This is a genomic window from Rhodopila sp., assembly GCF_965276935.1.
GTDB lineage: Bacteria > Pseudomonadota > Alphaproteobacteria > Acetobacterales > Acetobacteraceae > Rhodopila.
On record NZ_CBDIBS010000004.1, the window covers coordinates 571520 to 595002 of the forward strand.

Genomic DNA, 23483 nt, shown 5'->3' on the forward strand with positions numbered 1-23483 from the left:
GCCCACGCCGCCTTGCTGCCACTTTACCATCGAATGGCCCAAGCTGCTCCCCCGCCTTTGCAGGGGCATGCCTTGGTTGTCAAATTCAGCCCTTCGCCTGATGGTCTGGGCTACCGTGGCCTCGGCTGACTTCTCCCCGCGTGTCAGGCACCGTTGCCGAACTTCTGCTCCGGTCGGAGAGGCAGAGACATCTCCCGGAGTTAAGACACCGCTCCTTTCCGTAAGCGCTTTCGGATTTACCTGATGCGGTGTCCGTATGATTATCGGGCTTTCCAATTTGTCGCCGGGTCACCCCGCCACACCGGCCTGCTATCTGGTTTCTGTTCGTCAGCGCCGCGGTTTGCCGCCGGCTTCCTTTCCACTCCACCTTATGGTGACGCAATTACCTTTTGGCTAACGGTTCCGGTCATCCGCCCCATACAGGACTTGCACCTTCAAGATCAGTGCCATGCCTGGCACACGGCGTGGATGGCGGCCTTCGCCATGACGGGAAGCGGCGGTCCATTTGCGCGTGCCGTGGCGGGAGAGGTGACCGTGTCGGAGCAATCACCCAATAGTTCCCTGCGGCGCGGCTTAGTTAGTCCCCCTCGTGCGACACCCGGACCAGCAGCTTGCCAAAGTTGCGGCCGCCGAGGATGCCGGCCAGGGCGTCAGGGGCGTTTTCCAGTCCGTCGATGACATCCTCGCGGTAGACGAGGCTACCGTCAGCCACCAGCGGTTCCGCCATTGCCCGCCACTCGGTCAGCCGGGCGGGCCGGTCGGAGACGATGAAGCCCTGGATCAGCACCCGCTTGCCGACGACGAAGCCCAGGTTCGGGCCGGGCGGCATGACCGTTTGGTTGTACTGGGACACCATCCCGCACATCGCCACCCTGGCAAACGGGTTGAGCTGGTCGAATACTGCCGTCTGCACGGCGCCGCCGACGTTCTCGAAATAGCCATCGATCCCGTTTGGGCATGCTGCCAGCAGTTCGCGGCGCAGGTCCATTGAGCGGTGATCGACGCAATCGTCGAACCCCAGGCTGTCCTGCACCCACAGGCATTTCTCCGACCCGCCGGCGATGCCGATCACCCTGGCCCCTGCCCGCTTGGCAACCTGGCCGGCGACCGAACCGACCGCGCCCGATGCGGCGGAGACGACAAAGGTCTCCCCGGCCTTCGGCTTGCAAATTTCCGTGACACCGGCGTAGGCGGTCGCGCCCGGCATTCCCAGCACGCCGAGATAGGCCGACAGCGGCGCCGCACCCTTGCTGATCCTGGTCAGCCGGTCTCCTGGTGTCACCGAATGGGTCTGCCAGCCGCGTGAGCCGACGACGATATCGCCGGCGCTGAACGCAGGGTCAGCGGATGCGATGACCTCGCCGACGGTTTCGCCCGTCATCACTTCGCCGATCTGGATCGCCACGGCGTAAGTCTGCTCCTCCCGCAGGCGACCACGCATGTAGGGGTCGATCGACAGCCAGATGGTGCGGGTGACCACCTCACCCGCCGCGGGTGCGGGAATCGGATCTTCCCGGACCTCGAAATCATCAGCGTTGGGCTCGCCCTTTGGGCGGCGCTTCAGGACGATGGAGCGGCGTAGTCCAGAGGGGCTGCTGGCGGCGGCCATCACGCTGCCTCGGCTTTCAGCACCAGCCGTCCGGTTACCTGACCATCGCGCAGCCGCATCAGCGCTTCATGGGCCTGGCTCTGCGGAACGCTGGCAACCGGCAAGGCCTGAAGGTCGCCGTCCTGCGCCAGCTTGACAAGTTCGCGCAATTCCTTGGGATTGCCGACATAGCTGCCCTGGATGGTCAGCGCGCGGATCGCCATGATCGGCAGCGGCAGCATCAGCTCGCCGCCGAACAAGCCGACCTGGATCAGCTTGCCGCCCTTGGCCAGCGCGCCAAAGGCGAAGCGTGCGGTGGCGGTGCCGTTCACCAGATCGATCACCGCCAGGACCGGCCCCCCGGCGGCCTGGACAATGCGCTTCGTCACCGCAGGACCATCGCCGCTGCCGTCCACCACCTTGTGCGCACCGGCCTTCAGCGCCGCATCACGTTTCTCGACGCTGACATCGACGGAGATGATGTTCTCGTGCTTCATAGCCTTCAGCACGGCGATGGCATTCAGGCCCAGCCCGCCAGCGCCCACCAGCACGATCGGCTGGGTTGGTGCCAGCGGCATCGCCTTCTTGATGGCGGAAAAGACAGTAACGCCGGAGCACGCATAGGTCGCGGCCACCGCCGGATCGAGACCGTTGAGGTCGATCAGATGCCGCGGGTGGGGTGCCAGCACATGGGTGCCATAGCCGCCGTTCTGGTAGACACCCAGGCTGCGGTTCGCCACCGCGCACATGTTGTCTTCCTCGGCCAAGCACTTCTCGCACTGGCCGCAGCCGAGCCATGGGTAGACGATGCGCCGATCGCCGACCTTCACCCCGGTGGCGTCCGGCCCCAGCTTCACCACAAGGCCAATGATCTCGTGCCCCATGGCCAGCGGCAGGACCACGCCACGATCGACTAGCGACATCTTCTGCCCGCCGCCGACGTCGTAATAGCCCTCCCAGATATGCAGGTCGGAATGGCAGACGCCGCAATGGGTTACCTCCAGCAGGACCTCGGTGCCCTGCGGCTCCGGCGTCGGCAGCTCGATTTCCTTCAGGGGCTGTCCGTTTTCAACCACGGCCCAGGCGCGCATTGTTTCCTCCATCGTTCGTGGAATGGATAGCGGTTGAGGTGAATTAAGCAAGGCCAGAGGCTCTGCCCCTGAACCCCGTCAAGGGCGGATGACCTTGAAACCCACTTATGGTGGGATTGGGGGAGAGGGGGCAACCAAGGCGTTGATAACCCTGAGTTGCCCTCTCTCCCCCAATCCCACTACTAAATGGTTCTAAGGGGCGTCGCCCCATAAGCGCTAGGATAAGGCATTTTTAGCGTCTTTGTCTTGGCAGCGGCGCTTTCTGGGCGGCTCGGCCAGCCGCCTGCGTGCCGTTCTGCGGGTCGCCAGGCTGCGGCGTCTTCGGGGTTGTGCGAACAGAGCCACTTGCAGACGGCGGTGGTTGGATTGCCAAACCCGCCAAAGGCTGGCGTGACGGGTTGCACGGCCAGATGTTGGCTCAGGGGGGAAAGCCGAGATCCTCGCCCAGCGAAGTCTCGATCAGCACGGCGGCGATGAGATGAGCGAGCAGCCAACTGCGCGCGAGCTTGGGATCGCTTGCTTGCAACGCCGCAAAGCCGCCCAGGCTTTTCAGTCGTTTGAACGCGAGTTCCACCTGCCAGCGCATGCGGTAGAGCCGCACGACCTCCGCCGCTGTCGCCTGTTCTGGCGACAGCGAGGTCAGCAGCATCATGTATCCAGCCGCCCTCAGGGTGCGCGGATCGGTCTTGTGGCCCTTGCGACTGGCCTTGCGGTGCAGCCTCTTGTGCTGGCGCTCGGTCGCCTCGGGCGGCTTGCGCGCGATGATCAGGCGCGCGCGCACCGGGGCGCGGCCGGCGCCGATTGACACGGCGTGTTCCACCACCGACGGGCCGTTGTCGGACAGCGCCGCGACCAGATCAAAGGCCTGCCGCGACGCATCGAACACGTTCACCGAGCGCCAGCCGATCCGGGTGATGAAGTCCGCCTGGTTGGCGTGGGCATGGGCAAAGTTGCGCACCCGCGCATAGCCACGATCCTGCACCAGAACATCACCGGGCCGCACCGCCACGCAACTGAGCGCTTCGGCCGTGGCGGCCTTGGTCATCGCAAGATCGGTAAAACAGCCGCGCGCCGGTTCATAGCGCGCGTGAAGCCGCCAGTCACTGCCTTTACTGCCCGGGATCGAGACCGTGGAGCCATCCACCAGGTTGAGTTGCAGGCGCCCCTCCATTGGCGTGTCGCCGCGACGATCCGCCAGCAGCCGGTCCAGCACATCAGCCAGGAAATCACCCGAATTGCGCAATCGATCCAGCAGCGAGACGTCACAGAGATCGGCAATCCCGGCTTCGGTGGCATGGCTGGCGACCGCACGCAGCGATAGCCTGCCGGGGCCGTAGAGGAGAGCCAGATGCAGCAGGTCGGCCGCGCTGCGCACGCCACGTTTGCGCACCAGGGCTTTGTGCGTCCGGGCGCTGACCTCCAGATCAATCAGCGAAGAGACGTGGCCGACGACGCTTGGCCAATGATCCAGATGAAACAATGCGGTTTGCATCTGCCCCGGAATCACGCCAAAACGTGCCGTGTCAATCCTATCCTAGCGCTTATGGGGCGTCGCCCCTTACCGGGGTCGAGGGGCGGAGCCCCATAAGCGCTAGGATAAGGCATTTTTAGCGTCTTTGTCTTGGCAGCGGCGCTTTCTGGGCGGCTCGGCCAGCCGCCTGCGTGCCGTTCTGCGGGTCGCCAGGCTGCGGCGTCTTCGGGGTTGTGCGAACAGAGCCACTTGCAGACGGCGGTGGTTGGATTGCCAAACCCGCCAAAGGCTGGCGTGACGGGTTGCACGGCCAGATGTTGGCTCAGGGGGGAAAGCCGAGATCCTCGCCCAGCGAAGTCTCGATCAGCACGGCGGCGATGAGATGAGCGAGCAGCCAACTGCGCGCGAGCTTGGGATCGCTTGCTTGCAACGCCGCAAAGCCGCCCAGGCTTTTCAGTCGTTTGAACGCGAGTTCCACCTGCCAGCGCATGCGGTAGAGCCGCACGACCTCCGCCGCTGTCGCCTGTTCTGGCGACAGCGAGGTCAGCAGCATCATGTATCCAGCCGCCCTCAGGGTGCGCGGATCGGTCTTGTGGCCCTTGCGACTGGCCTTGCGGTGCAGCCTCTTGTGCTGGCGCTCGGTCGCCTCGGGCGGCTTGCGCGCGATGATCAGGCGCGCGCGCACCGGGGCGCGGCCGGCGCCGATTGACACGGCGTGTTCCACCACCGACGGGCCGTTGTCGGACAGCGCCGCGACCAGATCAAAGGCCTGCCGCGACGCATCGAACACGTTCACCGAGCGCCAGCCGATCCGGGTGATGAAGTCCGCCTGGTTGGCGTGGGCATGGGCAAAGTTGCGCACCCGCGCATAGCCACGATCCTGCACCAGAACATCACCGGGCCGCACCGCCACGCAACTGAGCGCTTCGGCCGTGGCGGCCTTGGTCATCGCAAGATCGGTAAAACAGCCGCGCGCCGGTTCATAGCGCGCGTGAAGCCGCCAGTCACTGCCTTTACTGCCCGGGATCGAGACCGTGGAGCCATCCACCAGGTTGAGTTGCAGGCGCCCCTCCATTGGCGTGTCGCCGCGACGATCCGCCAGCAGCCGGTCCAGCACATCAGCCAGGAAATCACCCGAATTGCGCAATCGATCCAGCAGCGAGACGTCACAGAGATCGGCAATCCCGGCTTCGGTGGCATGGCTGGCGACCGCACGCAGCGATAGCCTGCCGGGGCCGTAGAGGAGAGCCAGATGCAGCAGGTCGGCCGCGCTGCGCACGCCACGTTTGCGCACCAGGGCTTTGTGCGTCCGGGCGCTGACCTCCAGATCAATCAGCGAAGAGACGTGGCCGACGACGCTTGGCCAATGATCCAGATGAAACAATGCGGTTTGCATCTGCCCCGGAATCACGCCAAAACGTGCCGTGTCAATCCTATCCTAGCGCTTATGGGGCTCCGCCCCCGCCTTCCCTAAAGCAACTCCGCCACACCCATCGCGCGGCCGAAGCGGCGGGACGGCTCCGCCGGGTCGCCGTACTTCCGGTGCATCGCGGTATGGTAGGCCGCGGCCAGCAGCAGCCTGTCGCGATCCGGCTGTCGATTGGTGCCAAAGTCCATCAGCATGCACTGGGCGATTTCCTGATTGTGCGGATCGTTGCCCAGCTTGCAGGCGGCCAGCGCGATGCGCTGCACCAGCGGCGAGCGGTCGGTGACGTTGTCGCAATAGGCCTGCGTCCAGCCCAGCGCTTCCGGCCCGTTCAGCGCACAGATCGCGCTCTCCACGCGATCGAGAAGCTGCGACGCACTCAACCCGCCGGCTCCCGCGGGAACCTGCAGCGGCACCGGATGCACCTCTCCGATGCCTTGCTGGTGGTGCGACACGCGGTTGGCGAACATCGCCGCGATATACAGCAGCCGCAGGCGGCGCGGATGATCGAATGTGTCGTAGAACCAGGCCAGGGTGTTCTGATACTCGTAGCAATGGTGCGGCATGTTGAATGCCATCGCATCCTGCGTTTCAAGGACAATCTGCGTCACCGTCACCTGGATCACGTCCAGCAGACGGCGCGGGTCCTTGCCGCTCTTCAGCAGCTTGGTCAAGGCTTCCAGGGTCTCGATTTCACCCTGGCGCAGGATGGCGCGACCAAGGTCCGCGGCTTCCTGCTGGTCGACCGGCTCGCGGTTGCGCAGCACCGCAAGTTCGGCCTCGCTGACGCCGCCATAAGGCACCGCGCGCAGCGTCTCGCCTTCGATCATCATCTTAATGTAGTTGCAGGCGACTTCGTAGGTCGAGTACCAACGCGGCCCGACCGCGATATCCAGCGCCCCGGCATAGATCACGTCGTGCGCGTTGTCCCAGCCCAGCGCATTGCCCAGCTCGACGGTGGAGCGGGCGCGGTACGCCTTGTGGCCGGTGGTGAAGGAGCGATTGTGCAACAGCCGGTCCTGCACGTCGGCCAGGCCGGCGAAGCACATCTCCGCCAGCACCTCCTTGCGTTCCGCCTGGTTCTCCATCAGCCCGAGAAAAATCCGGTAGGCGTCGATGACCTGGCCGCGGTGCACCAGCGTCATCCAGGTGTTCAGCCGTTCGTTCAACGGCCCGTCCTGCCGCACCGGCGCCTGGTCCGGCCAGTATACCTCGGGTGCCGGCGGCGCTTCGACATGGCCCATGTTGCCGCGCTGGCGGGAGTAGTGTCCAGGCGCCTTGTTGATTTTCTGGTTCCAGATATCCAGCCCGGTCGGGATGTACCAGATGGTCTGCGCCATCGGCAGCATGGCCATATGCGGCGGCAACATGCGGTTCAGGTTAAGCGTGGCGCGCGCACTGAGCAGGCAATGGTCGTTGTTGACGAAGTTCGGGTAGCCGTCGTCCATCCGCTCGTGATACGGCACGTGCGTGTAGGGCGCATGGATGCGGACGCCCGCGGCGATGATTTCCGTCAGTGGTCGGCCGGCACGGACCAGGTCGTAGTACACATCGCTGGCACCCTGCTGGTCGCGCATCAGGCAGCGGTCCTCCAGCTTGTCGTAAAGCGCCCGAGCGCTGCTGCTGTCCAGGCTGGAGTCCATGGCGATATTCGTATCCATTTGGTTCCCTAATTGGCTGACGTCCTTATTAAACAACTCTACGCTTGACATGCCGTCTTCGACAACCATGGTGGGCATGAAAACGGGGAAAGCCACATGAGCAACGCTGTCTGGAGGTCTACTGTCGTCGCCGGGACAGGGCAACCGGGCTACACCGGTGATGGATCGCCAGCGTTGAATGCCTGCCTTAACAACCCCTTCGATCTGGCGTTCCTGCCTGATGACAGCCTGGTGTTTTCCGATACGTTCAATCACTGCATCCGCCGGATTGACAGCCGAACGGGCGTGATCACCACGATTGCCGGCAGCGGCGAGAAAGGTTTCGGCGGCGACGGCGGACCTGCGACGCAGGCGCGGCTGAGCGAGCCTTACGGCCTCGCCACTGACCACACCGGGCAGGTCTTCGTGGCCGACCGCCTGAACGGCCGGGTTCGGGTTATCGATGCCGGTGGGATCATTACCACCCTGGCTGGCGATGGGTCCGGCCAGTACAGCGGCGACGGCGGCCCTGCTGCTCAGGCCGGCCTGCTGGAGCCCAACGGTCTGGCCCTGGACGCGGATCAGACGCGGCTGTTCATCGCCGACGTCGCCGGCCACCGGGTGCGCGTGGTGGACCTTGTCAGCGGTACCATCGAGACCTTCGCCGGCACCGGGGAGGCGAGACACGACGGCGACGGCGGGCCTGCATCACAAGCGGCGGTATTTGGCGCGCGCGCCGTGGCCTTCGCCCCCAATGGCGCACTGTATTTGATGGAGCGGCAGGGAAGCTGCATCCGCTGCATCCGTGACGGCATCATCCAAACCGTGGCGGGCACCGGCGCGCGCGGCTACGCCGGCGATGGCGGCGACGCCCGCGACGCCGTGTTCGCCGCACCCAAGGAAATGGCGGTCGATACGGACGGCAATATCCTTGTCGTCGATACAGAAAACCAGGCGATCCGGCTGATTGACGCACGGACATGGATCGTGACGACCATTGCCTCCGACCTCGCCCGTCCGCATGGCGCGGTGGTCGCGTCCGATGGCGCCATAATGGTCGGCGACAGCGAGCACCATCAGATCCGGCGGCTGGTGAGAGCCTGAAACTTTCGCTAGACCGCCTTCGGGCTGACTGTGCAGCCTGAAGGCGGTCTAGCTCTTTGTTTGATCGCATGATTCACGTGCTTTGAACGCTCCGCTCAGCACGAATAAGAGCCAGCAACAACATTGATCGATAGATATAATTACGAAACATTTTACTTGTGCTGTCCGCGTGCAATGGTGCTCCGCCAGGCGCACGGATGGCCAACCTGTGTCGGCCATGACATGAAATCCAATGTTGTTGCGTACACGGCAGACCGCTTTGAGAGTTCTAACCAAAGATAGCCAAGAACGTCTTGGCATAAGTGGCATAGTTTTCCGGATCTTGCAGGTGGTGGAGCAGGCGCAGTGACAGATCGACCATGGTGGGACACTTGGACACGACCTTGGTCTTGCGTCGAAAGCGAGCGAGATAATGCCTGACGTTGCTGTTGTCCTGCTCAATGGGGAAGGTCAAGTCCTTGCCGGTGAACAGTTGATCCTCCGGGATCAGCCGGTGGTAACCCTCCCAATCATCGGTGACGAAGGTCTTGCCGCTCAGGCCGACCTTGTCGAGCAGGCGGCGGCAGGTTGCATCATCACGCCCACCCAGAACCCAGGCCACAACGCGGCGTGTATCAACGTCATAGGCGCGCCAGACCCACAGCTTGGCAGACTTTTTTTGATGAAGTGCCACATCTCGTCCGCCTCGACCGTGATCACCTGCGCCGCTACCTCAGGCTCCGGCAAGGCGGAGGCTTCGGCTCGCACCCACTTCAGCACCGCCACGTCGCTGACACCCAGCAGGCGTCCGATCATGCTAAAGCTCATGTTGCCCATGCCATACAGCAGCATAGCCAGCGCCTTCATCGCAGGCGGCTTGCCCCGCAACGGGGTATCGGTGAAGTTGCAGCCACAGCGATGACACCGGTAGCGCTGGTGGCCGCGCACCGTGCCGCTCTTGATGTAGTCCAATCCTCCGCACTGCTTGCAGTTCAAACCATCCGCAGACATTACAGCCTCCAGCCCAAAAACCGTCAGTCTAGCAAAGCTGGCAGATATCTCAAGTTAGAACTCTCACCGCTTTTAGGCTTTGAAGCCAGCCTGAAAGCGGATTAGTATTATTGCAAACAGTCTTCGCGGTTATCTTGGCAGTCCAAGCGAGGACTCACATTGGCTGCACTGTTGGTGCAACGGTCACGCTTTTCAGGTCGATCGGTCCGGCCACGCTGCCAAAGCCGATCATCGTTCCACCGTCCCGATCCGGGGCGGTTGTCATCGATCCCCGCAGCGCCGGATCGATCGAGATCGTGTCGCCCTTCGCCACATCGAAATCGGTCACGGTCAACGCACCGCCGCCAATGCCTGTCAGATACGCGTCGGCGCCGGTTCCGCCGGTGACGGTCATGGCGCCTGATCCGACGTTGAAGGTGTTCGCGCCACCATCCGCCGAAACCGTCGAAGCGGCCGATCCACCGACGATCGTTACGCTTTCCGTGCCGATGAACTGCAGGACGTCCGAGGTCGATCCCAGGGTCACGTAGGCTACCCCAGGCCCGGTGACCGACACCGTGGCGCCAGGGAATACGTGCGTGGCGGGCTGCAGTGCGTTGATCGAGGTGGCGCCCGATCCGGCGGCGACATCGATTGTGGGCAGTGGACTGGTGGATGTGCCATTGGCGGGTCCCCAGGGATCGGTCGGGGCTGTCTTGTCCCACCACAAATTGGCGCTGTCCTCCTGCCAGATGGTTCCGTTGATATTGGCCAGCTTGATGACGTTCGCGGTCGAGGTATCGGCGACGCCGTTGAACGTGATTTGGCCTGAACCGTCGATCGCCCACTGGTTGCCAGCGGCATCCGTGATGGTCTGGCCTGCCCCGTTGATAACGCTGTCGTTCGAGTTTGGGGTGGTGGCAGCCGGCGGCACCGGACTATTCGACGGCCCCGCCGACGGATCCCAGGCGGCGGAAGGCTGGCTTTTCGACCACCACAGGTGAGCGGTATTCTGTTGCCAGATCAGGCCGTTCGCGTAGGCGAGTTCCGTCACGTTCGCCGTGGTCGGATCGGCCGCGCCGTTCAAAGCCACTTGCCCGCTGCTGGTGATGGTCCAGGCGTTGCCCTGTGCGTCAACCACCGAGCCGGAGGATCCCGCCATCAGCGTCGTGTCGTTTGGCGAGGCGGTCAACCCAGGGTTCTGGGCAGTGGCCGGGGCGGCGGTCGCGGCGGGCATATTTGTCGTGTTGTTGTAGGTCAGCAACTGGCCGACGACGGCCTGCTGTCCTGGCTGAACCGTGCCATTGACGCCTGAGTTGTATTCGTCGGGAGCGCCGCCGGACGTTGTTCCATTGGCCCACCAGTCAAACCCGGTCTTCACGCTCGGCCCGCCTGCCGCGGCATCCTGGCCGTTCAGATAAGAGACAATGGTCGCCGCCCACGCCTGCTCGTCTGCCAGCTTCGCCCCGGTTGAACTGTCGGTGCCGGTGTTATCCAGCGACGCCCCTATCTCGCCGATCCAAACCGGAGCGGTGTTACTAGCTTCCAAGTAACCCCAGGCCGCGTTCATCTGTGCGATATACGAAGCCCCGGAATCGGTCGGCTCGCCGCCGATCGTCGAGGGATATTCGTGTACCGAATACAGCACCTTGTTGGCCACCGTGTCGCCGTTGGCGGTCAGCGTGACCGGCATGGCGGCGGCCTGTGACAGGTCGCCCTCCGGCGCCAGGCCGCTGGAGCCGTTAAACAGCGTGCCGCCCCAATTCTGTGGTCCCTCGGCGACGATCAGCGCGCCCGGATCGGCGGCTTCGACGGCGGAGCCGACCGTGTTGTACATGGCCAAAATGTCGTTCGGACCGCCACCACCCCAGTTGACCGCCTGGGAAACACCTGTCCCGCCGATAAAGGGCTCATTGTCCAGATCGAAACCGACGACCGTGGAATTGCCGGCAAAGGCGTTGGCGAGCGTGACACTGTCGGCCTGGAACTGCGCGGCCGTGATGGTTCCGGTGTCGCCATTGCCGTCGGTTCCGCCGGAGGCGCCGCCGCTGTCATACCACAGGCCGTTGCCTTGCTGGCTGTAGTGGCCGTCGTCGTCGTGATGATCGAAGATGATCTTCAGGCCAAGCTGTCCGGCGTCGGCGACAACGGCTTGCAGCATCGGGAGTGAAGTCGTGAGGTTTACATCCGACCAGGGAATGCGAAGCGTGTTGAAGCCTTCGTTGACAATATTTGCCAGAGATGCGGTTATTTCGGATGCGGTGGAGGCATCATTGGGATTGTTGCTCGATAAGCCGGTAAGAGTGCTGCCGGAAGGTCCCTCCGTACCGAACCAGGCGATGGATTCCAGGCTGACCGGATCGCCGTTCGCATCGACAACCTGGGCGCCACGGGTTGAAAGATAGCCAGGTGATAGCAGGCTATTGGCGGTCATCGCACGCACCCCGCATCCATGAACGACGCCACAGATCCCGCTAAATGGCTTGCCGCGCCGTCGGCGGCATAGGCTCTGCTCACCGCTACGACGGTCCTGGTGTCGGGATTAACAGTGGTCTCATAATATATTGTCGATCCTGACATCGGACCTCCATGAAAGTAACGTTGGAATAGGAAAGCTCGTTGTCGAACAATTTTGACGTAACGGTCAGACTTAAAGTTCACAACAATTTGGTCGGTTTCATAGGTGAAACATATCAGTTTCTCATAATCATATTGTGGATGACCCGAGAAAAAAGGAAAATGAGCTTATTTGATTATGTTCTACGCGGCGATATTCTTAGATGTGCATTGGCTAATTGGCTACTCAGTCTGGCCTACAGAAAGCGCGGCCAGGCCATCTAAACCAGCTCATTTTGATTATTATTTCGACATATCCTGTGAAGTAGAGCTGAATTAATCTGTCAAATCAGGCCGCGGCAGAACGGCATGGTGCCAGGTGATGGCATGGGCCACGCATTTGGCCAGCGCCAGGGCCGCGCGTCTTGAGGCGATCGTCCGTCACGCCATCCGGCTTCGTCCCCATGTTCAGCCTGAGCCTGCGATCTGACGGCCGAGCGGGTGTGGCGACCTAGGAGTGTCTTTAGCTGTTGTCGGAGAGGGCTTGCTTGCGAGGATGGATGGGACGGTCACTGACCGGGAGTAGCGATGGTTTGCATATTTGCAAGGATGCGTCGGATAATCCAGAGGTCTTTCGACCAGTTAATCCGCGTTCAGGACGCCGCGCCGTGCCGGACGAGGACAGGAGGAGCCATGATGCCGGATCTCGCACCCTTCCGCCCGCCTTCCCCTGGCAGCCAGCCGCGCAACGACACGCCGTCGTACGGCAGGACCCATCTGCGCCACCCGGTGCGCCCGACCCTGCGCATTCCGCACTCGGTGACGGAGACGACCGGCCCGCGGTTCGACGCCGCCCGCTTCGGGTGCCTGTCCGACCTGTCGACGCTGGATGGCAGGCCGGCGATCGGTGAGCGCATCATCGTGCGCGGCAAGGTCGTGGACGAAGACGACCGCCCGGTGCCGCACACCATGATCGAGATCTGGCAGGCGAACGCCGCCGGCCGCTACGCCCTTCCGGGGGACCAGCACGATGCGCCGCTGGACCCAAATTTCCATGGCGGCGGCCGGGTCTTTACCGACGCGGACGGGTGGTATCAGTTCACCTCCATCAAGCCGGGCGCCTATCCATGGCGGAACCATGACAACGCCTGGCGGCCGAACCATATCCATTATTCCTTGTTCGGCACCGGATTCGGCACGCGCATCATCACGCAGATGTATTTCCCTGGCGATCCGCTGCTGCCGCTCGACCCGATCTATATGGCAACGCCGGAACCGGCTGCCCGCGAACACCTGGTGGCGAAGTTCGACATCCACATCACCGCGCCCGGATGGGCGCTGGGATACCGGTTCGATTTCGTCCTGCGCGGCCGCGACGCCACGCCACGGGAGTTGACGTAAATGCCTGTTGCCACCGCCAGTCAGACGATCGGCCCGTTCTGGCACCTGATCGAGGACCCGGACTGGGCGGATCTGTTGCGCTTTGGCGCGGGCGGGGACACGCTAGAGGATACAATCGTGCTGACCGGCGTCGTCACCGACGGAGCTGGTCAACCGGTCACCGATGCGGCAATCGAGATCTGGCAGACCAGTCCAGCAACGACAGATATATTTCCCGGCTACGGGCGGTCCAGCACTGACGCGACTGGCCGCTTCCACTTCAGGACGTTGATGCCCGGTCCCGTCGCCAGCCTGGGCAATGCGCAGCAGGCGCCGCATGTAGCGATCGCGATCTTCGCGCGCGGGCTGCTCACCGGCCTTACGACGCGGCTGTATTTCGAGGGTGAACCGCTGAACGAGACGGACCCGGTGCTGTCGCTGATCGAGGACCCGGCGCGCCGTCGCACCCTGATTGCGCATGCGGCCTCACCTCGTGTCTGGACGCTGGACATCCGGCTGCAAGGCGATAACGAGACGGTGTTCATGGAACTATGAATACTCCGGTGGTATCGCCGCCAAGGGAGAAATGGCCGGATCCACTCGAAGCCTGAATGCCTGTGCAATACCAACTGCGCACAACCTCGACACGTAAGTTTTCCAGACTATGTGAAAGACAGTTCGCTGTCGCTATGTCGAGGCACAGCACGAGGGGCATCCGATAAGCCAAGCGATGGCATTGCCAGCCAGGCGCTAAACGGTAACTACCGGCAAGAGGATACCTTGACCCAGGCGCTTGACCTGTACGATGTCTATCAGACGAAGGTAACCCCCTGTGACCAGCAGGTTGAGGCAATCTTGCAGCGGCTCAAGAAGAGCGCGGTACTACCGGCGAACAAGCTTGCTCCCGCCCGACAAAGTACCCGCCAGCCGGAATGCTCTGGCGTTCAATGCCCGCGAAGCCCCGCAGGTGATCCTTGGCGGCGACCTGACTCAGATTGATGGTGTAGGACCTTACTTGGCGCTCAAGCTGGTCGGAAAGTGTGGCACCAGCCCTGGCAGCTTGGCCGAGCGCCAAATATTTCACGTCCTGGTTGGGGCTCGTATCGCATAATAAGATCTCGAGGAAAGGTGCTGTCGTCGAAAACGCGGCGCACCAGCAATCGGGCTGCGTCGTTGTTGCGGCTCGCCGCCAGCACGGTAGGTCGAACCGACACCGCGTTGGGCGCATTCTATCGCCGGTTATGGGCGCGGGTGGGGAAGGCGAACGCCGCGCGGCTAGGGCAACAGCAGTGGTTCGAAACTGCCCTCCCGGTCGCGCGGGGTTTCGATCCGCAGGGTGGCATCCCCGATCAGCACCGTCTTGCTGGTGCCCCCGTTGCGATGGTTGGTGGTCTGCTCAGGCTTGTGTGCGCCGAGCATGTTGCCAAGATGATGGCTCAGTTCCGCATTCAGCGACGCCTCGATCAACGCCGTCTTGAACGCAATACCCGCCGCGTTGATCGTTCGCCCGTCATTAGACCCGTCAAGAACAAGTCCACCAATTCCTTCAGGATCGATGGCAGCTTTGCTACGTCACGGTCTACTTTCTTAGCTTTGCTCGGCGTAATATGCTCATTGTCGTTGGTTATGCTTCGCACACAGAATTACGGGCAGACTCAGCGGACAGTCCTTTGCCCGCGCAAATCCTCCTGCGCCTCTATGCAAGGCAACAGATGATAGAGTGTGACTGTTTAGCTTTAATGAAATTTAGTTTCACTGAAGCACACCAATCATATTTCAATTGAATGACAGTTTTTATCGTCTCTTAACCTTCATAGCGCTGTCGTTTACTTTCCCAACTGTTTAGTGCGAGATGCCGCGGCGCTTCTTCCGGATGCAATCTCCAGGTCGAGGCTGCAAAGGCAAAGGATCATGCAAATGGCAATTGTTGACAAAAGCGCGGTGTTCGCCACCGGTGCGAACGGTGCGACGCAACCCGATTCGATCACGATTGGAAGCGACGCCCTATGGGCCGAATATGGTAACGGCGCCGACTCGACCGGCGCCGGCGGTTCCAGCACAATCGTCCATTACAGCCTGAGCGGCCAGGTAGAGAACAGTTACACGATCGCCGGTTCGGCGGATGGTCTGAAGATCGACCCTAACACCGGAACCCTGTTTGCCCTGCAGAACCAGGATGGCAACTCCAGCCTAAGCCTAATTGATCCGAACACCGGCACGATCAGCGGCCCGCTGTCATATGGCGTGACCAGCGCAACCCGAGGCTACGACGACGTCGCCTTCCTGAATGGCAGCGTTTATCTCAGTTACACCAATCCGACGGGCAGCGGCGACGCGGTCGTGCAGAAGCTTGTCAACGACGATCAGCCGCTCGGCACGCTGATCACCAGCAACATCCTGTCGGACGGCGCCACCGGCACCAACATCACGACCGGTCAGACGGACCAACCGATTCCGCTGAGTGATCCCGACTCGCTGAAATCGACCCCGAACGGCGGTCTGGTTCTGACCAGCGGCTCAGACAACGCATTCACACTGATCAGCGATCCCGGCACGGCGGCGCAGTCCGAGCGTTTCGTGCAATTGAAGAATTTGCCTGTTGGTTCCTCGCTTGACGACGTGATAATACCTGCTTCCAGCACCGGAACGTTCTACGTATCCAACGCCGGCACCAACCAGATTCAGGCTTATACCGTGTCGGGCCTCAACACGAGCGACGCCTATGCGTCCGTCGGCACCGAGATCGTGCAGGTGGATCTGCAGACTGGCGCGCAGACCACGCTGATCACCGGGCTTTCCGGTTCGCATGGCCTGGGCTTCGTGCCAAGCGCGAACGACGATCCGACGGTGCAAAGCACCAGCATCTTCGCGCTTGGCGCGGATGTCGGCAATGCCACTCAGCCGGATTCCGTCACCATGGGGGATGATTCCATCTGGATCGAATACGGCAATGGCGCGGACAGCACCGGCAAGCTGCCGAATGGCGGCAGCAGCACGATCGTTCGTTACGACATGAGCGGCAACGTGCAGGCCACACTATCGCTGCCGGGAAGCATTGACGGCCTGAAGTTCGACCCGGTCAGCGCCATGGTCTTCGCGCTGAAGAACCAGGACGCCAACTCCAACCTCTATCTGATCAATCCCGCCGACAACAGCGTTAGCGGGCCGCTATCATACGATTCGGGATATGTGTATGGCGCGAACTCCTCGACCGGCTATGACGATGTTGCGTTTGACGGCGGCAAGGTTTTCGTCAGCCATACCAATCCGGTCAACTTGGGTGACTCGGTTGTTCAGATGCTGGACAATGGCAACGATCCCTCCGGCACGTTGACCACGACCTCGATCCTGCGTCTTGGCGACACGGGCACCAACCTGACCACCGGGCAGACCAATCAGCCGCTTCCCGTGGCCGATCCGGACTCGCTGAAAACGCTGCCGAACGGCTCGCTGATCCTGACCAGTGATCATGATGCATCGCTGACCGTGATCGCTCACCCAGGTACGGCGCAGCAGACTGCCAGCTTCGTCACGCTACCAGCCGGCAGCTCCGGTCTGGATGATGCCATCGTTCCGACGACGACGTCGGGCACGTTCGTGATTTCAAACGCTGGCGCCAACGACGTGCTGAAGGTCGACGTGACCGAACTGCACACCAACGACATCTACGTCTCGGTCGGTAGCGATAATGCGATCGATCAACTCGACCCGACGACGGGCACTCTGACCCCGGTTATCACCGGGCTAAACTCACCGCACGGGATGATGTTCATCCCGTCGGGCAGCCCGGCCCCAACTGTCGCATCCACCAGTGCGGTCGCGCAGGGTGGCGGCGCGGCAGGGTCTGGCATGAGCGTTGCCGATTTTCCGGTGCCGGCTCCGGCATCTGGAACGTCCACGTCGGGCACTGGATCGGCGTGGGATCAGACCGCCACCGTGCCAATGATGACATCCGCCATGGCCAACACGTTGCACGCCGCGGCGATGCCGGTTCTATCGCAGGTCTAAAAAACCGTGCCGCGCCGACCATATCGTCGGCGCGGACCTTCTTCACGATTGTATCGTCGCCAAAGGACCCGCTGATCAAACAGCGCAGTGCTTGCAGCAGGATGCCATACCTTCGACGTCATGGCCGCCCTTCGCCGGCCGGCCCGGCGCGCCTACCTCAGCAACGACCGGCGAGCTGAAAGGAATTCCTCCACTGCCGCCACCAGCCTATTGCATTCGGCATCACCAATCGGCAGCGAAACGGTCATCATGCCGCGTCGCGCCAGCCAGATGCCGTGCGCCAGCATGTCGAAGAAGAATAGTTCCTTTAGTTTTGGATCGGATTTCGCCGCGTCCTCGGGACACGTCACTGGTCCGCGCATCGTGTGGACCGCCAGCATTGAGCCGATGCCGGTGAATTGCAGCGGCGCGTCGGCAGCCTGGCAAACCGCGTTCAGCCGTTCCCGCAGCCGGTCACCCCTGGTGTTCAGAGCGAGGGCGGCCTGTGGCGTGTAGACCTCGGACAGTCCCGCCAGACCGGCCGACATGGTCAGCACGTTGTTGTTGAAGGTGCCGGCATGCGGCAACGCATCGGGCCGCCTGGGGTCGAACAGGTCCATGATCTCGCCGCGTCCGCCGAAGGCGCCGAAGGACATGCCGCCGCCAATGTACTTGCCGAACGTAGTCAGGTCCGGCTTCACCCCCACCACCGATTGCAAGCCGCCGGGTGCGAGCCGCGACGTCATTACCTCGTCGAAGATTAGCAGCGCGCCGACGCGCGTCGTCTCGGCCCGCAGCATCGTCAGGAATGGCCCTGAGGCCGCGATGCAACCGCCGCTGCCGATCATTGGCTCGAGGATCACCAATGCGAGGTCGGTGGCGTGTGCCGCGATCAGCGCCTGGGTGCCGGCGAGGTCGTTATACGGCGCCACCACGTAGTCGAACGGCACGTTGATCGGCGAGCCGCCGCCGGCGAAGCCAAACACCGCGCCATGATAGCCGCCGTTGAACACCAGCACGGTCTTGCGCCGCGTAAAGATGCAGGCGAGCGACATCGCCAGCAGGTTCGCTTCGGTGCCGGAGTTGGTAAAGCGCACCCGGTCCAACCCGAAGCGCTTGCAGACGGCGCGGGCGAAGCGCGCCTCGGTCATGTTGGAGGCGCCGAAGCTGATGCCGTCGTCCAGCGCGCAGTCCACCGCGGCTCGGATCACCGGATGTGAATGCCCATATAGGCCAGCAGTGTATTCGCCGAGGAAGTCAATGTACTCGACCCCATCGGCGTCCCACAGCCGGCAGCCCTCACCACGCGCCATCGCCAGCGGGAACGGCGCGTAGTGCAGCACCGTGCGGGTGTTTCCGCCTGGCATGACGGCGGTCGCCTCAACATAGCGCGCAAGGCTGCGCGGCTTGCGGGTGACGTAGTCTTCCCTGGCGTCGTTCAGCGCTGCCTCGATGTCGGCGTTGCGCAAGGCGGTTTGGGTCATTCTTGTCCCCGCAATCGGCTAACAGCCGCAGTCTGCGGATTTTATCGCGCCACGCAACAGCGGTTGCCGCGCCGCGAGCGCCGCCCTACCTTGGCGCCCGACATCAGCAAGGGCGCCGACATGGACCTGAAAGACCACATCCGCGGCATCCCGGATTTCCCCAAGCCGGGGATCCTCTTCTACGACATCTCTACCCTGCTGCGGGAGGCTGATGCCTGGCAGGTCGCAATGGGAAGGATGGCGCGCGCGGTGCGGGCCTACATGCCGGATCTGGTCGCCGGCGTCGAAAGCCGCGGCTTCCTGATCGCCGCGCCGCTGGCGCTGAAACTAGGGTGTGGCTTCATCATGATCCGAAAACGCGGGAAGCTGCCCGGCGCGACCGTCGGGCTGAACTATGCGCTGGAATATGGCGAGGACCGGGTGGAGATCCAAGCCGATGCGGTGCAGCCGGGTCAGCGTGTGGTGGTGGTGGACGATCTGCTCGCCACCGGCGGCACCATGGCAGCCGGAATTGCCCTGCTGCGTCAGGTCGGTGCCGTGGTCCCCGCCGCGGCGGCGCTGATCGAGCTAAGTTTCCTGAACGGCCGAGCGCGCCTCGACGTGCCGTGCGAGGCGCTGGTGTCGTATGACGCGTAGTCCCGACCTGACGGACCGGTCGCCGCACGGATAGGAGGCGGCAAGGGATCGGGGGCGCAGACGAGGGCCTGGGGCTCGGCTTTGTGGCACGTGCCTTGCTCCTTGTTCAGACCAAAGGTTCGGTAACGCCCTTCTCGCCCGTAATGCCCTGCTCGGAGGCCCGGTCAATGATCAGAGCGCCAATCGAATATCCTCATGACTGATCCGGCCGCCAAACGGTGGGTTTGGCCGGATCGCCAGATGGCGGTAGGTCGGAGGCAGCTTCCGTGCCGCCGGCTGTTCAGCGACCAGCAATGGCCGCTGCCAGAGCGTCCTGTCCAGTTGGCTTCAGCCGACCTCGCGCCGAACCCGATCAAGCAGGCCGGGAAGTGCCGTCAGACCAGTTTCGCCGCGATGAAATGGGTCATGGCCGGATGAAAGCCTCATGCGGCGTTGGTTCGGCGATTGTCTGAAGCGCGGCATGAGCGGCGATAGCGGCGCGCTTGGCCGGCAGTTCCGGGGCGATATCCAGGCGCCAGCCATACGTCCGCCGGCTCAGACAGGTCAGACCCCACAGCAGGCCCACGCCGCTGCGAACGGCGACCGCGGCAGCGATCCGGTGAGCCGCGATCGCTTCGGCCGGCGCGCTGTCCGGGCCAGGCGCGCAGATCACGTTGCAGTCGCGCGCCCACATGATCAGCGTCAGGCCGCGCACCACGGCGTCGAACGGCGGACCCTCGGCGGGAAGCGTGCCGTCGAGCAGCCCGGCCATCAGCAGGCGGTTGACGGGCAGACCGAGATGGCGTGCGGCTGCCCGGGTTTCCCGCTCGTGCAGGTTGGCCAGTTGATCCGGATTCAAGGCGTTGGAGCCTGGATTGGTGGCGCTGCCGTCGGTCAGTACCACGACGAACGGCGGCCGGCCGCGGCGACAGCTTCGCGCGATCAGGCCGCCGAAGATCAGGCTTTCGTCGCCGGGACCAGGCGCCAGGATCAGCAGGTTCTCGCTGCCGGTGAGCGTCTCCCACGTGGCGGTTTGCATGCGGCTGGCTCTCAAGGTCAGGGTTTGCATCATCCAGGGGTTTGTGGACAAGTATTGGCCGCGCGTGAGGCATGGTCGCTCGAATCCGTCGTCGCCCAATCCCATCATGGCGAGCGGCGGCCTGTCAGAATGTTAGGAGCGTGTCGCACCTGGATAAACGACGCGTTTATTGCCACATCGTGTATCAGGGTTCAGCGCCGCCGACCGTATCGGGAAGATGTCTGGACCGGACGGTTTAAAACCAGGGCGTCAGAAAGGAGCAGATGATGGATCAGCAGCCGGCAACTCATGGGCTGGCCGTGTTTCCCAACGCGGATGGCTCCCGTGTTCCCTACAAGGTCTATAGTTCCGACGCGATCTATGCCCTTGAGCAGGAGCGGATCTATCGCGGACCGACCTGGAGTTTCCTTGGCCTGGAAGCCGAGATCCCGAAGCCGGGCGACTTTAAGAGCAGCTTTGTTGGCGACACGCCGGTGGTGATGACGCGCACCGAGGACGGTAAATTGGCGGCCTGGGTCAATCGCTGCGCGCATCGCGGCGCCGAGGTCTGCCGTCTGCCGCGCGGCAACGCGCTGTCGCACACCTGCGTCTACCACCAATGGAACTACGGCACGAAGGGCAACCTGCAGGGCGTGCCGTTCCGGCGCGGCCAGGCGAACGCCACCGGCATGCCGAAGGATTTCGACCCGAACCAGCACAATCTGCGCCAGCTTCGGGTGGAGAGCTGCCGCGGGCTGGTGTTCGCCACGTTCAGCGACACCGTGGCGGACCTGGCCAGCTATATTGGCCCACAGATGCGGCCCTTTGTCGATCGCATCTTCTGCAAGCCGGTGGTCTACCTCGGCTGCACGCGGCAGTTCTCCGACAGCAACTGGAAGCTGTACCTGGAGAACGTGAAGGACCCGTACCACGCGAGCCTGCTGCACCTGTTCCACACCACGTTCAACATCTTCCGTGTCGGCATGCGGGCCAAGTGCGTGCCGGACGCGGCGCACGGGCTGCACAGCATCATCTACGTCTCGAAGAACCAGGACCAGGACAGTTCGGCCGACTACAAGGCGCAGCAGATCCGGTCGTATGACGAGGGCTTCAAGCTGGAGGACGACTCGATCCTGGCGATGCACCAGGAATACGAGGAACTGACCACCAACCATATCCAGCCAATTTTTCCGCAACTGGTCATCCAGCAGATCCACAACACGCTGGTGGCGCGCCAGTTGCTGCCGAAGGGACCGGACCATTTCGAACTGGTCTTTCACTTTTTCGGCTATGAGGACGACACGCCAGAGCTACGGAAACTGCGGATCAAGCAGGCCAACCTGGTGGGGCCCGCCGGCTATATCTCGATGGAAGATACCGAGGCGACCGAACTGGTGCAGCGCGGCACCGTCCGCGACGGCGAGGCGAATTCGGTGATCGACATGTCGCGCGCCGCGCCGGATGAGCAGGCGACCTTGATCACCGAGAGTCTGATCCGGCGTTTCTGGATCGGCTACCAGGCGCTGATGGGCTTCCAGACGTCTGCCCTGGCGGAGGCGTAGCATCGGTGGAAGACCTGCTGATACGCCTGGAGCTGTCCGCCTTGCAGGACCGCTACGTGGCGGCGCTGGACAATGACCGGATCGAGGAATGGCCGGCCATGTTCACCGAGGATTGTCTGTACGAGATCGTTTCCAAGGAGAACGAGGACCAGGGCCTGCCAGCGCCGGTGATCCATTGCGACAATGCCCGCATGTTACGCGACCGGGTGCTGGCGCTGCGCAACGCCAACATCTATGAAAAGCCGCAATATCGTCATTGTCTTTCCGGCATGGAATGGACGCAACAGGCGGCGGGAAGCTTTTCGATGCGGACCAGTTACGTGGTCGTAAACACGTCGCGGGACGGGACCTCCAGCATCTACCAGGCTGGCTGCTACCTCGATCACGTGGTGCGGACGCCGCCGGGACTGCGCTTCCGGTCCAAACGCTGTATCTATGACACCTTGCGGGTGCAGACCGTGCTGGCGTTTCCAATTTAGGCGACGGGTCCGTAATGGTGTTGCCGGTGGTAACGGGTGTGCCGGCGGTCCTGTTGTGTCGGCTGATCCAGACCGGCGCCGGCGGTGAACCTGCGTCGACAACCTGCGTTGGTGAGACATACCGGCCTGTTTAGGGAAGAAGCATATGGCAGCGGAAACCGGGATCACCCGTTACGGCGAAAGCCTGGACGATATCGTCTGGGACATCCTTGGACAGACCTACAAGCCAGTGCAGTTGTCCGAGGCATCCTTCGCCTTTGATACGCTGTTCCCGCCGGGTACATTTGTGCCGCCGCACATGCATCCCGATCAGGACGAGTTCGTCCGTGTGCTGGAAGGCGATTTCGACCTATGGCTGGACGGCGCGGATCTGAAGGCCACCGCGGGTGACCTGATCCGGCTGCCGACGGGGTCCAGGCACGGCATCTTCAACCACAGCAGCGCCAACACCCGGGCGCTGTTCTGGGTGGCGCCGTCGCGGACGCTATACGACCTGTTCGTCCGGCTTGACGGACTGGGCGATCCGGCCGAGGTGGTCCGCATCGCGTCGGAGCACAACATCCATTTCCTGCCGCCGCCAGGGTAAATGAAGATGCCGCGCCAGCGGCTGGCGGTGCGGCCCAGCTAGTAGGCGAGCGGATAAGCCAGCAGCACGACCAGCGCACCGGTGAGGGCACTGATCCAGAAGCTGCGCAGGATGGCATGCAGATACAGCGGCCGGGTGAGCAGATAGATAAAATTCTCCAGGGTGAACTGGTCGGTCAGCACCTGGTCCTCGGATCTGAGAAAGCTTGTCGTCAGCAGGAAGCCATTCGGGACGACGAAGAACACCAGCAGGAAGGCGGCTGGAACCGCGACCAGAAGCCGCGGCCCGGCGACGTCCTGACCGGATGACGGCCGGCCGCGGTTTGTTGCGGTCCGTGCCACTGCATCCGCCGGCGGCTGGTTTTCCTGCTGCATGTGCGAACACTGTAACCGCCAGTCGGAGAAATGCCATGGCCTTGATGCGCCGCTCGGTTTTTGGGACGCATCGGCGAACCATGGCGGTTCCAGGCTGACGCAGCAACGCCCTCTGCGTCAGGCCATCGAGTCCATGATGAGAAATTATTATGT

The 23483-nt window shown here is 62.8% G+C and carries 20 protein-coding genes; 8 read left to right on the forward strand and 12 right to left on the reverse strand.

The genetic code is table 11. The features are described from left to right. Positions 1-577 precede the first annotated feature (577 nt). The 5 genes from ACQY4S_RS18975 to ACQY4S_RS18995 all read right to left on the reverse strand — a co-directional run bounded on the left by ACQY4S_RS18975 (position 578) and on the right by ACQY4S_RS18995 (position 7237). Positions 578-1609 (reverse strand): NADP-dependent oxidoreductase, encoded by a 1032-nt coding sequence (locus ACQY4S_RS18975; RefSeq protein WP_428486782.1) that lies wholly within the window; start codon positions 1607-1609, stop codon positions 578-580. Continuing rightward, positions 1609-2679 carry an alcohol dehydrogenase gene (locus ACQY4S_RS18980; RefSeq protein ID WP_428486783.1) on the reverse strand — a complete coding sequence of 357 codons (1071 nt, stop codon included), beginning with the start codon at positions 2677-2679 and terminating at the stop codon, positions 1609-1611. The genes ACQY4S_RS18975 and ACQY4S_RS18980 overlap by 1 nt, the downstream gene beginning before the upstream one ends. A 418-nt stretch (positions 2680-3097) precedes the next feature. After that, positions 3098-4171 carry an IS4 family transposase gene (locus ACQY4S_RS18985; protein ID WP_428483734.1) on the reverse strand — a complete coding sequence of 358 codons (1074 nt, stop codon included), beginning with the start codon at positions 4169-4171 and terminating at the stop codon, positions 3098-3100. Between the two features lie 301 nt (positions 4172-4472). Beyond that, complete coding sequence (locus tag ACQY4S_RS18990) at positions 4473-5546, reverse strand: IS4 family transposase (RefSeq protein WP_428483734.1); 1074 nt, start codon at positions 5544-5546, stop codon at positions 4473-4475. Between the two features lie 74 nt (positions 5547-5620). Further along, positions 5621-7237, reverse strand: coding sequence for a hypothetical protein (locus tag ACQY4S_RS18995; RefSeq protein WP_428486784.1), 1617 nt, complete (start codon positions 7235-7237; stop codon positions 5621-5623). 96 nt (positions 7238-7333) lie between these two features. On the opposite strand from ACQY4S_RS18995, the gene ACQY4S_RS19000 reads away from it, so the two are divergent. Beyond that, a complete protein-coding gene (locus tag ACQY4S_RS19000; protein ID WP_428486785.1) occupies positions 7334-8320 on the forward strand; it encodes a hypothetical protein in 987 nt (328 codons plus the stop codon). Between the two features lie 268 nt (positions 8321-8588). On the opposite strand, the gene ACQY4S_RS19005 is transcribed toward ACQY4S_RS19000, so the two are convergent. The 3 genes from ACQY4S_RS19005 to ACQY4S_RS19015 all read right to left on the reverse strand — a co-directional run bounded on the left by ACQY4S_RS19005 (position 8589) and on the right by ACQY4S_RS19015 (position 11723). Then, complete coding sequence (locus ACQY4S_RS19005; RefSeq protein ID WP_428483390.1) at positions 8589-8921, reverse strand: IS1 family transposase; 333 nt, start codon at positions 8919-8921, stop codon at positions 8589-8591. Then, a complete protein-coding gene (locus tag ACQY4S_RS19010) occupies positions 8855-9310 on the reverse strand; it encodes an IS1/IS1595 family N-terminal zinc-binding domain-containing protein (RefSeq protein ID WP_428486786.1) in 456 nt (151 codons plus the stop codon). The genes ACQY4S_RS19005 and ACQY4S_RS19010 overlap by 67 nt, the downstream gene beginning before the upstream one ends. Before the next feature lie 154 nt (positions 9311-9464). After that, entirely contained in the window at positions 9465-11723 is a 2259-nt protein-coding gene (locus ACQY4S_RS19015; RefSeq protein WP_428486787.1) for a cellulase family glycosylhydrolase, read from the reverse strand. Positions 11724-12538: 815 nt separating this feature from the next. Between ACQY4S_RS19015 and ACQY4S_RS19020 the strand changes: the two genes are divergently transcribed. Then, positions 12539-13246 (forward strand): protocatechuate 3,4-dioxygenase subunit beta, encoded by a 708-nt coding sequence (locus ACQY4S_RS19020; RefSeq protein ID WP_428486788.1) that lies wholly within the window; start codon positions 12539-12541, stop codon positions 13244-13246. Beyond that, positions 13247-13780 (forward strand): protocatechuate 3,4-dioxygenase subunit alpha, encoded by a 534-nt coding sequence (gene pcaG / locus ACQY4S_RS19025; protein WP_428486789.1) that lies wholly within the window; start codon positions 13247-13249, stop codon positions 13778-13780. 720 nt (positions 13781-14500) lie between these two features. On the opposite strand, the gene ACQY4S_RS19030 is transcribed toward pcaG, so the two are convergent. Next, on the reverse strand, positions 14501-14692 hold the full coding sequence (locus ACQY4S_RS19030) for a transposase (RefSeq protein WP_428486790.1): 192 nt from the start codon (positions 14690-14692) through the stop codon (positions 14501-14503). Positions 14693-15142: 450 nt separating this feature from the next. Here ACQY4S_RS19030 and ACQY4S_RS19035 point away from each other — a divergent pair, with 450 nt between their 5' ends. Next, positions 15143-17233 carry a hypothetical protein gene (locus tag ACQY4S_RS19035; protein WP_428486791.1) on the forward strand — a complete coding sequence of 697 codons (2091 nt, stop codon included), beginning with the start codon at positions 15143-15145 and terminating at the stop codon, positions 17231-17233. A gap of 152 nt (positions 17234-17385) precedes the next feature. Here ACQY4S_RS19035 and ACQY4S_RS19040 read toward each other — a convergent pair whose 3' ends face one another. Then, positions 17386-18696: an aspartate aminotransferase family protein gene (locus ACQY4S_RS19040; protein WP_428486792.1), complete on the reverse strand. Its 1311-nt coding sequence runs from the start codon at positions 18694-18696 to the stop codon at positions 17386-17388. A 120-nt stretch (positions 18697-18816) separates the two neighbouring features. Here ACQY4S_RS19040 and ACQY4S_RS19045 point away from each other — a divergent pair, with 120 nt between their 5' ends. Next, positions 18817-19332: an adenine phosphoribosyltransferase gene (locus ACQY4S_RS19045; protein ID WP_428486793.1), complete on the forward strand. Its 516-nt coding sequence runs from the start codon at positions 18817-18819 to the stop codon at positions 19330-19332. Between the two features lie 403 nt (positions 19333-19735). On the opposite strand, the gene ACQY4S_RS19050 is transcribed toward ACQY4S_RS19045, so the two are convergent. Further along, entirely contained in the window at positions 19736-20350 is a 615-nt protein-coding gene (locus ACQY4S_RS19050; protein ID WP_428486794.1) for a PIG-L deacetylase family protein, read from the reverse strand. A 263-nt stretch (positions 20351-20613) separates the two neighbouring features. Between ACQY4S_RS19050 and andAc the strand changes: the two genes are divergently transcribed. The 3 genes from andAc (at position 20614) to ACQY4S_RS19065 (ending at position 22956) form a co-directional block, all read left to right on the forward strand. Continuing rightward, positions 20614-21891, forward strand: coding sequence for an anthranilate 1,2-dioxygenase large subunit AndAc (andAc, locus tag ACQY4S_RS19055; protein WP_428486795.1), 1278 nt, complete (start codon positions 20614-20616; stop codon positions 21889-21891). 5 nt (positions 21892-21896) lie between these two features. Then, the gene (gene andAd / locus ACQY4S_RS19060) at positions 21897-22370 is read left to right on the forward strand and encodes an anthranilate 1,2-dioxygenase small subunit AndAd (protein WP_428486796.1); all 474 of its coding nucleotides are present in this window, start codon (positions 21897-21899) and stop codon (positions 22368-22370) included. A gap of 145 nt (positions 22371-22515) precedes the next feature. Next, entirely contained in the window at positions 22516-22956 is a 441-nt protein-coding gene (locus ACQY4S_RS19065; protein ID WP_428486797.1) for a cupin domain-containing protein, read from the forward strand. A gap of 38 nt (positions 22957-22994) precedes the next feature. Here the strand turns inward: ACQY4S_RS19065 and ACQY4S_RS19070 are convergent, their stop codons facing one another. Beyond that, complete coding sequence (locus tag ACQY4S_RS19070) at positions 22995-23330, reverse strand: hypothetical protein (RefSeq protein WP_428486798.1); 336 nt, start codon at positions 23328-23330, stop codon at positions 22995-22997. Positions 23331-23483: the final 153 nt, after the last annotated feature.